General features: G+C 73.5%; 8 protein-coding genes. 6 read left to right on the forward strand and 2 right to left on the reverse strand.

Annotated features, from left to right (window positions below):
- Positions 1 to 824, reverse strand: an 824-nt coding sequence (locus AB0M99_RS36890; protein WP_365928505.1) for an ALF repeat-containing protein, incomplete at its 3' end; no start/stop codon positions are given.
- Positions 825 to 1,012: 188 nt separating this feature from the next.
- Between AB0M99_RS36890 and AB0M99_RS36895 the strand changes: the two genes are divergently transcribed.
- Positions 1,013 to 1,555: an FABP family protein gene (locus AB0M99_RS36895; RefSeq protein ID WP_365928516.1), complete on the forward strand. Its 543-nt coding sequence runs from the start codon at positions 1,013 to 1,015 to the stop codon at positions 1,553 to 1,555.
- Between the two features lie 69 nt (positions 1,556 to 1,624).
- Here the strand turns inward: AB0M99_RS36895 and AB0M99_RS36900 are convergent, their stop codons facing one another.
- Positions 1,625 to 3,097 carry an amidase family protein gene (locus AB0M99_RS36900; RefSeq protein WP_365928507.1) on the reverse strand — a complete coding sequence of 491 codons (1,473 nt, stop codon included), beginning with the start codon at positions 3,095 to 3,097 and terminating at the stop codon, positions 1,625 to 1,627.
- 182 nt (positions 3,098 to 3,279) lie between these two features.
- On the opposite strand from AB0M99_RS36900, the gene AB0M99_RS36905 reads away from it, so the two are divergent.
- The 5 genes from AB0M99_RS36905 to AB0M99_RS36925 all read left to right on the forward strand — a co-directional run.
- The gene (locus AB0M99_RS36905) at positions 3,280 to 4,473 is read left to right on the forward strand and encodes an AI-2E family transporter (protein WP_365928509.1); all 1,194 of its coding nucleotides are present in this window, start codon (positions 3,280 to 3,282) and stop codon (positions 4,471 to 4,473) included.
- Positions 4,474 to 4,624: 151 nt separating this feature from the next.
- Complete coding sequence (locus tag AB0M99_RS36910) at positions 4,625 to 5,419, forward strand: hypothetical protein (protein WP_365928518.1); 795 nt, start codon at positions 4,625 to 4,627, stop codon at positions 5,417 to 5,419.
- Complete coding sequence (locus tag AB0M99_RS36915; protein WP_365928511.1) at positions 5,419 to 7,584, forward strand: ABC transporter substrate-binding protein; 2,166 nt, start codon at positions 5,419 to 5,421, stop codon at positions 7,582 to 7,584. Before AB0M99_RS36910 ends, AB0M99_RS36915 begins: the two co-directional genes overlap by 1 nt.
- A 7-nt stretch (positions 7,585 to 7,591) precedes the next feature.
- Positions 7,592 to 9,736, forward strand: a complete 2,145-nt coding sequence (locus AB0M99_RS36920) for a bifunctional serine/threonine-protein kinase/ABC transporter substrate-binding protein (RefSeq protein WP_365928513.1) — start codon at positions 7,592 to 7,594, stop codon at positions 9,734 to 9,736.
- Positions 9,737 to 9,973: 237 nt separating this feature from the next.
- Positions 9,974 to 10,305: hypothetical protein (locus AB0M99_RS36925; RefSeq protein WP_365928514.1), on the forward strand; the 332-nt coding region annotated here is incomplete at its 3' end.

Below are 10,305 nucleotides of genomic sequence, written 5' to 3' on the forward strand. Positions count from 1 at the left end.
GAGGCCTCCTCGGCCGCCTTGGTCGCGTCCTCGGCCTGGATGCCGGCCTGCTTCGCGTCCTCCGTCAACTGCGCGACGGTGGCGTACTCCTGGTCCCGGTTGCGGGCCGTGAACTGCCCGATCTCCAGGAACTCGCGCATGTCGTCCGGAGTGCCGCGCAGAGCGATCTTCGCAGCGGCCTGCACGTTCGGACCACCCGACGCCGCCAGCTTCGAGACGGCGACCTCGTTGTCCATCTCGCGGGCCGCGTACTGGCCCTCGTTCAGGAACTTCTCGATGTCCTCGGGGGTGCCCCTGAGCGCAGCCTTGCCCGCGTCCTTGACCCCGTTACCGCCCAGGTTGATGATCCGCGAGACCTCGACCTGGCGGTCCTCGTTCAGCGGGGCCTTGAAGCCCTTCTCCAGGAAGACGTTCAAGTCCTCCTGCGTACCGGTCAGCGCCTTCTTGGCCGCCGCCCGGACCGCCGGTCCGCCGATGTTGAAGACCCGGCTCGCCTGGACGTAGTCGTCCTCGTACTTGATGCCGTTCTTGGCGTCGAGGAACTTCCTGATGTCCTCGTCCGACCCGAGGAGCGCCTGCTCGGCCGCCTCCTTGATGCCGGCTCCGCCGGCCACCCAGTAGTCGACGACCTGGGACCGCTCGGATCCCAGGACGTCCGCGTCGGTCGGCTCCACGGCCGCGGCGGGCATCGCGCCCAGCAGGCCCGCCACGAGCGCCGCGGGCAGAACCAGTCCGCTGACGACGTATCGACCGGATATGCCCCGTCGCCCGGGGCGGTCGGAGCCGGGGCTCTGCGCCCCGGTGAAGATTGTGCGCCGTCTCATGCGGCGATCCCCCTTGTTGGTGTCGCCCGGGCACGGCTGTCGCCCGGCCTCAGGACCGTACGCACCAACTCCCGTTTAAATCAAGCGTGGCTGATAAGTGTTCAACTGTGGTTGAGCACGTGATGGCAGCCGGGGTGCAGGGGCTAGGCTGCGCGTCGCAAGGGGATACGCAGACAGACAGGGTGAAGATGTTCGAGCCGGCGCAGGAGAATCCGTACCCCGACAGCCACACCCTCGGCGAGGGTCCCGAGCCGCACCCCCTGCTGCGGCCGGTACTGCCGCTGCTGGGGCGCTGGCACGGCCGGGGACAGGGTCAGTACCCGACCCTGGAGCGGGACTTCCGGTACGAGCAGGAGATCACTTTCAGCCACGACGGCCGCCCCTTCCTCCGGTACGAGGCACGCGCGTGGCTGATCGACGAGGCCGGGGCCCCGGTGCGCCCGGCCGGGCGTGAGGCGGGATGGTGGCGGGTGACGCCCGACGCGTCACTGGAGGTCGTACTCGCCCACCCCACCGGCATCGTCGAGACGTACGTCGGGCAGGTGTCCGACGGGGAGATCGAGATCGAGACCAAGGACGTGGCCCTGACCCCGCTGGCCAAGGAGGTCACCGGCACCCGGCGCCGCTACACCCTGGGCCCCGGGGAACTGACCGTCGTCCACGACATGGCGGCGGTGGGGCAGCCCCTCCAGCACCACCTCACCACGCACTTGAGGCGGCGCGCGTCCTGATCCGCACGTCCTGATCCGCACGTCCTGATCCGGGCATCCCGATCCGGGCGTCCCGATCCGACCGCAGCGTCAGGAGGTCGGGGGCCGGCCGTCGGCCCACGGGCGGGCGGCTTCGAGCTGGGCGGCCACCTGCAGAACGGTCGCCTCGTCGTGCTGCCTTCCCACGAGCTGCACGGCGAGCGGCAGTCCGTCGCTCCCGCGGCCGGCCGGGACGGAAGCGGCCGGGTTGCCGGTGACGTTCCACAGGGCCGTATAGGCGATCATCGGGAACGAGCGCAGCATCGCGGTGATCATGCCCGCACCGTCCAGCACGCCGACTGCGCGCGGGCGCTCAGCGATCGTCGGGGTCAGCAGCAGGTCCAGTCCCGAGCCCGAGCCGTGGCCGGAATCGGGGCCGGTTTCGGGGCCGGATTCGGGGCCGGATTCGGGGCCGGTGAACACCCGGTTGGCGCGCACCGCCAGCCGCTCGCCCGCGCGGACCGCCCATTCCACCGCCGCCTCGGGCGCCAGTCGCGCCACCCGCAGCGTCTGGCGCGTGCGCCGCTCCAGCAGCTCCGGCCGCTCCATGGCGGCGGCCTCGGAACGTACGCCGCCGCAGAACTGCGGCAGGAACGCGGCCGTGGTGTCCGGGTACCGGGGGTCGACCTCCCGTACGTCGTGGCCCAGTTCGCGCAGCACCCGGGCGGTCTCGCGCATGGCCCGTACGTGTTCCGGGTGCGGACGTACGCCGCGCACCGCGGGCTTGGCCGAGCAGCCGATCCGCAGCCGGCCCGGCGTCGTGGCGACGGCCCGGACGAGGCTCGTCCCGGCGGGGCGGGCGGACCAGCGGTCCCCGTCGGCCGGGCCGCTGAGGACGTCGTAGAGGAGGGCGCTGTCCAGCACGGTGCGGGTGAGCGGTCCCACCGTGCCCAGGGCGTACCACAGGTGCGGGTGCGGGGCGGTGGAGACGCGGCCGCGCTGGGGTTTGAGCCCGAACAGGCCGCAGCAGGCCGCCGGGATGCGGATGGAACCGCCGCCGTCGCCGCCGAGCGCGGCTCCCACCAGGCCTGCCGCCACCGCGGCGGCGCTGCCCCCGCTCGACCCTCCGGTCGTGCGCGTGGTGTCCCAGGGGTTGCGGGTGTATCCGTGAGCGGCGGACTCGGTGAACGGCCACTGGCCGAACTCCGGCATCGTCGTCTTCCCGATGATCACCGCGCCGGCCGCCCGCAGGCGCCGGACCGCCTCGGCGTCCTGCGCGACCGGCGTCCGGTTGGCCGCGCCGCCGAACGTCGTGACCTCGCCCGCGACGTCGAGCTCGTCCTTGACCGCGATCGGCACGCCGAGCAGGGGGCCGTCCGCACCGGACGCGCGTGCGGCGTCGCGGGCGTCGGCCTCGGCCAGGGCCCGTTCCGCGAGCACCACGCGGAAGGCGTTCAGGCTCGGATCGAGCAGGGCGATGCGCCGCAGCGAGGCCTCGGTCAGCCGGCGGGCGGACACCTTTCCCGTGCGCACGAGCTCGGCCTGCCGGGCGACACCTTCGAACATCAGCTCCGCGTCTTCCATACCGACTGGTCGTACCCGGTCGGCCTGCACGGGGGTTCGATCATTTGCGATCTCTTTGCCCAGCCGAGGGACGGAGCCGCCGCGAAGTACCGGCCCGCGCCTTCGGGCTAATGTGCCGCCGGGCGCGTGAGGCGGGCGGGAGCGCGTGGTACCTCGTAGGCACCACATCCGGGAGGCCGTCCATGACCAGGCGCTCCGCGCGCTCCCCCGCGCAGTCCGCACGCGGGTCCACCGGCCGGCCCGGGGCGGAGGGGCGCGCCCGTATCCGTACGGCGGCGCGGCGGGCCCGCGCCAGGCCGTACGCCCCGTCCGCGGGGCGGGACCGGGGCGTCCCACCGCACGTGTCGCCGATCCTGTGGACGGTCGCCGCGTACGCCTGGCGGCTGCTGGTGGTGGGAGCCGCCGGGTACGCCGTCTTCGCCGCACTGGGCCGGTTCCACGAGATCGCGATCGCCGTCTTCCTGGGCCTCGTCGTGGCCGCGATGCTCCGGCCGGTGGCGAACCTGCTGGCCCGGCCGCTCCCCCGGCCGCTCGCCGTTGCGTGCGCCCTGATCGGCAGCATCCTCCTGGTCCTGGGCGTACTGGCGCTCGTCGGCGAGGCGGTGGCCGGCGAATGGGACACGCTCGTCCGGGAGTTCAGGGACGGCCTCGACCGCATCCAGCTGTGGCTGGAGCGGCCGCCGCTGCGGCTGGACCCCCGTCTGCTCAGCGACGTGCAGGCCAAGATCGGGTCGTACCTGTCGAGCCACCGGGCGATGCTGCTCAGTACGGCCGTCAGCGGAGCCGGCCGGGTGGTGCAGGTTGTCACCGTCGCCGCACTGGGCCTGTTCTGCGCCGCCTTCTTCACCCACTCCGGGGACCGGCAGTGGGGCTGGTTCTGCGCACAGCTGCCGCTCGGCGCGCAGGAGCCCGTACGCGTCGCCGGGCGGGCGGCGTGGCGGACGTTCACCGGATACACCCACGGCATCGTGCTGGTGGCCGCCACCAACGCCGTCCTGGTGGGGATCGCCCTCTTCGCCCTCGGCGTGCCGCTGGCCGTGCCGCTGGCGCTGCTGGAGTTCTTCGCCGCGTTCATCCCGCTCATCGGATCCCCGGTCGCCCTGGGCGTGGCGGCCGTGGTCGCCCTCGCCACCAAGGGCCCGCTCGTCGCGGCCCTGGTGGTCGCGCTGATCGTGGTCATCGGACAGATCGAGGGCCATCTGCTGCATCCGTTCGTGATGAGCTGGGCCGTACGCCTGCACCCGGTGGTCGTGGCGCTGTCGGTGATCGCGGGAGCCGTCGCCGCGGGGGTGGTGGGCGCGGTGGTGGCGGTCCCGCTGGTGTCGGTCGTCTGGTCGGTCCGGCAGGCGCTGCGCGGGGCCTTCGCCAAGGCGTGACGGAGCGGCGATGACCGGCGCCAACTTCGTTGGACCATATGCCAGTTGAAGAACCCCGCGGAGGGGTACGATCCGTGCCGTGGGGGGACATGTGACACATGGACGGGGCTTTGCCCTGCGTACCTGCGGCTGCGTACTGGCGGGCTTGTCCGTGCTCGCGGCCTGCTCCGACGGCGGAGAGGCGGAGGGCCGGCCGAGCCCGACCCAGGCCTCGCCCGCCACCTCGGCCTCCGGCTCCGGCTCCGGCTCCGGTCGTCCGAGTGCCTCGCCCAGCGCGACCGCCGGCGCCACCGCGCCGCTCGTGCCCGCGCTCGACGAGGCCAAGCAGCCGAAGAACGCCGCCGAGGCCCGCGCCTCGCTCGGCCGGATCATCGCCGACCAGGACGTCTTCGGTCCCGATGTCACGCGCAGAGTGCCCTTCGAGAGCGATTCGCGCCTCTGGCCCGTGCTCGGCCAGGACTGCGCCTGGCAGACCTCCGGCCTGCCCGCCGACGTCCTCGCCACCAGCACCCGTCACTTCCAGATCGCACCCAAGGAGGGCCAGGGCCGGCTGAAGCTCGACGTGACGGTGACCGTGCACCGCAACCGCGAGGAGTCCGGCTGGGAGACCGCCCGCGCCATGGAAGAGGTCCTGCGCTGCCCCGACCAGCGGCTGCGCGCGAACGAAGAGGTCAAGGGCCTGTGGGGCGGCGCCCTCTACCTGGGCGAGCAGATGAACGGCTGGACCGAGGACTCCTTCAACGAGGTCGGCAAGTACGTCGGTGAGGAGGGCGGCGGGCCCTACCACTACATCTGGAACCAGGCGCAGTTCGGGCCGGTCACGGTGGCCGTCACCGGAAAGGGCGCGGCGGGCTTCACCACCGAGACCATCAACTCGCTCGTCGTCCAGGGCACCAGCCGCATGATGCTGAACGCCAAGCAGGAGTTCGGAAAGGCGGCCGGCTGATGGAGACACTGCACCCTTCGGACCCCTCGCGGATCGCCGGGTACCGCCTCCTCGGCAGGCTCGGGGCGGGCGGCATGGGCGTCGTCTACCTCGGGCGCACCGATGACGGTGAGCTCGCCGCGGTCAAGGTCATCCGCGCCGAGTTCGCCGACGAGGCGGACTTCCGGGCGCGTTTCCGCCGCGAGGCCGACATCGCCGCCCGGGTGGACAGCCCCTGGGCCGTACGGGTCACGGGCGCCGACCCCGATGCCGCGGAACCGTGGCTGGCCAGCGCCTTCGTCCCCGGACCCTCCCTCGCCGAGGCCGTCGCCGCCCACGGGCCGCTGCCGCTGCGAGCCGTGCGCGTCCTCGGCAAGGCATTGGCCAAGGCTCTGCGGGTGATGCACGAGCAGGGCCTGGTGCACCGGGACGTCAAGCCCGGCAACGTACTGCTGGGCATGGACCGGCCCCGGCTCATCGACTTCGGGATCGCCCGGGGCGGCGATCACCCGGCTCTGACCTCCACCGACGTCATCGTCGGGACCCCCGGATTCCTCCCGCCCGAGCAGGCCGGCGGGCTCGGCGCCGAACCGGCCGGCGACGTCTTCTCCCTCGGCTGCCTGCTCGCGTACGCCGCCACCGGCCGACTGCCCTTCGGCAGCGGCGCCGTCGACGCCGTGCTCTACCGCACCGTCCACGACGAACCCGACCTCGGCCCCGAGGTCCTGGCGGATCCCGAGCTCACCGCGCTGTTGCGCACCTGCCTCGCCAAGGAGCCGGACGCACGCCCCACCGCGCAGGAGATGGACGGGGCGCTGAGCGAGGACACGCCGGACGCGGGCACCGCCTGGCTGCCCGACCCCGTCGTGGCCACCATCGCCGAGCGGGCCGCGGCCCTGCTCGCCCTGCCCGGCATCGACGAGACCGTCGCCGACCCCGCCGCCTCCCCCGCCGCCGGCAGCGGCGGGCAGGAGCCCTCCCGGCGCCGGTTCCTGGCCCTCGCCTCCGGCGGGGCCGTACTGGCGACCGGCGGCGGCCTCGCGGCGTGGCTGGCGCTGCGCGACGGCGACAAGGCGAAGCCCCCTGCCGGGGCGGCCCCCCGGAAGTGGGTGATCGGCGTACACGCGGACCTGTCCGGCCCGCAGAAGTCCGCCGGGCTGGCCCAGGAGCGCGGAGTGCGGCTGGCCGTCGACGCCTTCAACTCCCGCAAGGACAAGCCCTTCACGCTCAGCGTGGTCACCGCCGACGACGCCGGGCAGGCCGACCGCTCCGCGGCCGCCGCCACCGGACTCATCGCCGACCGCGACGTGCTCGCCGTGATCGGGCCCACCGTCAACGCGTCGGTGATCCCGTGTCTCGAACTGTACGGAGAGGCCGCCGTCCCGCTGATCACCGTGTCGGCCCTGGCGACCACCTTCAGCACCACCGACCGGCGCAGCTTCTTCCAGAGCTGCCCCCTCTTCACGGCCCAGGTCGCCGCCGTCAACATGCAACTGGCCCGGAACCAGGGCGTGCGCCGCCTGGGCGTGCTGTGCGACCGCGACGGCGACAACGACACCTGGCAGGCGGTGCTGCTCGCGGACCGTACGCTGAGCATCTTCGCGCCCGACGCCACCTCCTACGGGCGGGTCGTCCCGCGCGGCACCCGGGACCTCTCCCCCGTGGTCACCGACATGCTCGCCCACGGCATCGACGGCATGTTCTACGCCGGTACGCCGACCGGCGCGGCCAAGGTCGCCGTGGCGCTCGCGGGCGCCGGATTCAAGGGGCCGCGGGCCGCCGACTACTCCACCGCCGGGGCGGAGTTCCTCACCGCGGCCGGTCCGGCTGCCGAGGGCTGGCAGTTCCTCACCCCGTACACCGGCCCCGAGGCCCCCGAGATCGCGGACCTGGCGCGCGCGCACCGGGCGGCGTACCGCACGGCCCCGGAGATCTGGACGGCCGAGGCCTACGACGCGACCGGCCTGGTCATCGACCGGCTGGCGACGGCCGCGGGCGGCGGCGCCCGTCCGGCCCGCGCCGACCTGCTGACCGCCCTCGCCAAGGGCACGTACCGCGGCCTGACGAGGGAGTACACCTTCGACGACATGCGGCAGGTCAAGGGCAACCTGTACTTCCTGCACCGGGTGGAGGGCGGCCGGATCCGCTACGCGGGCCCGATCGCCCAGCCGACGGCGGCGGGATAGCGGGCGCATGCGTCCCCTGATCCCCGCCGATCCGGCCGCGATCGGCGGTCACCGGCTGCTCGGTCGGCTGGGTTCGGGCGGCATGGGCACGGTGTACCTCGGCCGTTCCCCGGCGGGCACCCTGGTCGCGGTCAAGGTGATCCGCGCCGACCACGCGGCGGACCCCGCCTTCCGGGCGCGTTTCCGCCGCGAGGCGGAGGCCGCGGAACGGCTGTCCGGCCGCTGGGTGGTCCCGGTGGTCGCCGCCGACCCGGAGGCGCGCGAACCCTGGCTGGCCACCCCCTTCATCCCCGGGCCCTCACTGTCCGAGGCGGTGGAGGGCTACGGTCCGCTGCCCGCCCGTACGGTACGGGTGCTGGGTGCACGGCTCGCCGAGGCGCTGGCGCAGGTGCACGCCACCGGCCTGGTCCACCGCGACGTGAAGCCGGGCAACATCCTGCTGGCGCCCGACGGGCCGCGGCTGATCGACTTCGGGATCGCGCGGGCGGCCGGGGCGACCACCCTGACGGCCGTGGACGCGGTGGTCGGCACTCCGGGGTACCTGCCGCCGGAGCAGGCCCGGGCGGGCGGACCCCCGCCGGGACCGGCGGGTGACGTCTTCTCCCTCGGCTGCGTGCTGGCGTACGCGGCGATCGGGCGCGGCCCCTTCGGCGGCGGCCACGCGGCCGGGGTGGTCTTCCGTACGGTGCACGACGAGCCGGAACTCGACGGTCTGGCACCGGAGTTGCTGGAGGTGGTCACCGCCTGCCTGGCGAAGGACCCGGATGCCCGGCCGACGCCGGAGCGGTTGCGGGCCCTCCTCTGCGACGAACCGTACGCCGCCGAGGTCCGGGACTGGCTGCCGCCCCCGCTGCCGCGCCTCATCGCCGAACGCTCCACCCGGGCACTGGAGTTGCCCGCCCCCGAGCCCACCCGGATCGACGCGCCCGCGCAGGCCGCCGGCCGCTTCAGCCGCAGGAGGCTGCTCGCGGCGGGCGGAGCGCTGGCCGTGGGCGGCGGTCTGACGATCGCCTGGTTCAATAGGCCTCCGTCCGGCGGCGGCACTCCGCCGCCGGGCGACGGCCTGCCCACCCTCACGCTTGCCCTCCAGGCCGATCTGACGGGGCCGGGCAAGGCCACCGGCCAGGCTCACGAGCGGGGCATGCGACTGGCCGTGGCCCGGCACAACGCCCGGACGGACTCCCCGTTCCGACTGGCCCTGCGCGTCGCCGACGACGGCGGGACGGACCCGGCGCGCGCGACGCGGACGGCCAAGGAGCTGGCCGCCGACCCCTCGGTCGTCGCGCTCACCGGGCCGACCTGGGACGCGGCCCTGCCCGAGGTGGCCGCCGCCTGTCTCACCGCGGACCTGACGCTGCTGCTGGCGTCGGTGAGCGGCCCGAACACCGCGCAGACCCAGTGGCGGACGCTGGGCGCGACCTGCCCGGCCGGCGACAGGCTCGCGCTGCCGCCGCTCCACTATCTGTCGCGGGTCCAGCCCTCGCACCGCACGGCCGTCGTGGAGGACACCGAAGCGGGTGAGCCCGCGTGGCAGCTCACCCGCGTCATACAGCAGACGCCCCCGGCCCAGGGCACGGTGAGCATCCACCGGATCCCGGCGGGCGGCTCGGACTTCGCGGGCGCCGTGCGCGCCCTGATCGAGGCACGCGCCGAGGCCGTCGTCTTCGCCGGCACCTCACCGGAGCGCGCGGCCCGGCTGGCCCGTGCGCTGACCGAGGCGGGGTTCCAGGGTCCGCGCATGACCATCCAGCACGCGATGGAGCCCGCGTTCCTCAGCGCCGCCGGGGCGGCGGCGGAGGGCTGGCTGTTCAGCACCGTGTTCACGGATCCGCTGGCCCTGCCCGCCGCGTCCGAGTTCGTCGCCGCCCACCGCGCCGCGTACGGCGAACCGCCCGCCCGCTGGGCGACCGAGGCGTACGACACCGTCGGGCTGCTGGCGACGGCCCTGACCGGCCTGGACGGGGAGGGCCGCGGCCGCTCGGGCCTGTCCCGCCGGATCTTCCGTACGACGCATCAGGGCCTGGCCAAGCCGCTGGCCTTCGACACCAGCACGCACGTCCTGACCGGCGAACGCGGCGCGTACCTCTACCGCGTCGCATCCGGCGCGTTCCGGTTCCTGGGCCCCTATCCGGACGTGTTGTCCGCGACGTGAGCGCAAGTCACCTCACCGATGGCTCCCCTGTTGCCATCGGTGAGGTTCCCGCTTCCGGGACCGTATGCGCGAGCCCCATAAAAATCAACCTCGGTTGAGTGTGATGCAACGGTGGTTGATCGATCTCGATTCAGTCGCTACCGTCTCCCCGAGACATCAAGATCACATAAGGTTGATGATCTTCGATCCGTTCCCGGGCAGGGGACGGACACCCACTTCTTCCACCCAAGGAAAACCATGGCGATAACCCGTGCCCGCAAGGCACTGTTCACCGGTCTCGTCGGCACCGCCACGGTGCTCACCGCGGTCACCACGCTCGGCGTCGCCTACGCCGGCCCGCAGACCGCCGGCGCCACCACCGCCGGTGAAATGCCCTCCGCCATCGAGGACTTCGCCTACCCCGACGCCGCGAAGATCCAGGCCGAACAGCAGATCATCCTCAAGCGCGGTGACGGCCACATCACCCTCACCACGTGCGAAGGCACCCCCGACATCACGGTCAAGTCCCGCACCGGCCAGAAGCTCTACTGCTTCGACGTCAACGCACCCAAGGGCTACGTGACCCTCGA

The sequence above is a fragment of the Streptomyces sp. NPDC051183 genome (assembly GCF_040682455.1).
Taxonomy (GTDB): Bacteria; Actinomycetota; Actinomycetes; order Streptomycetales; family Streptomycetaceae; genus Streptomyces.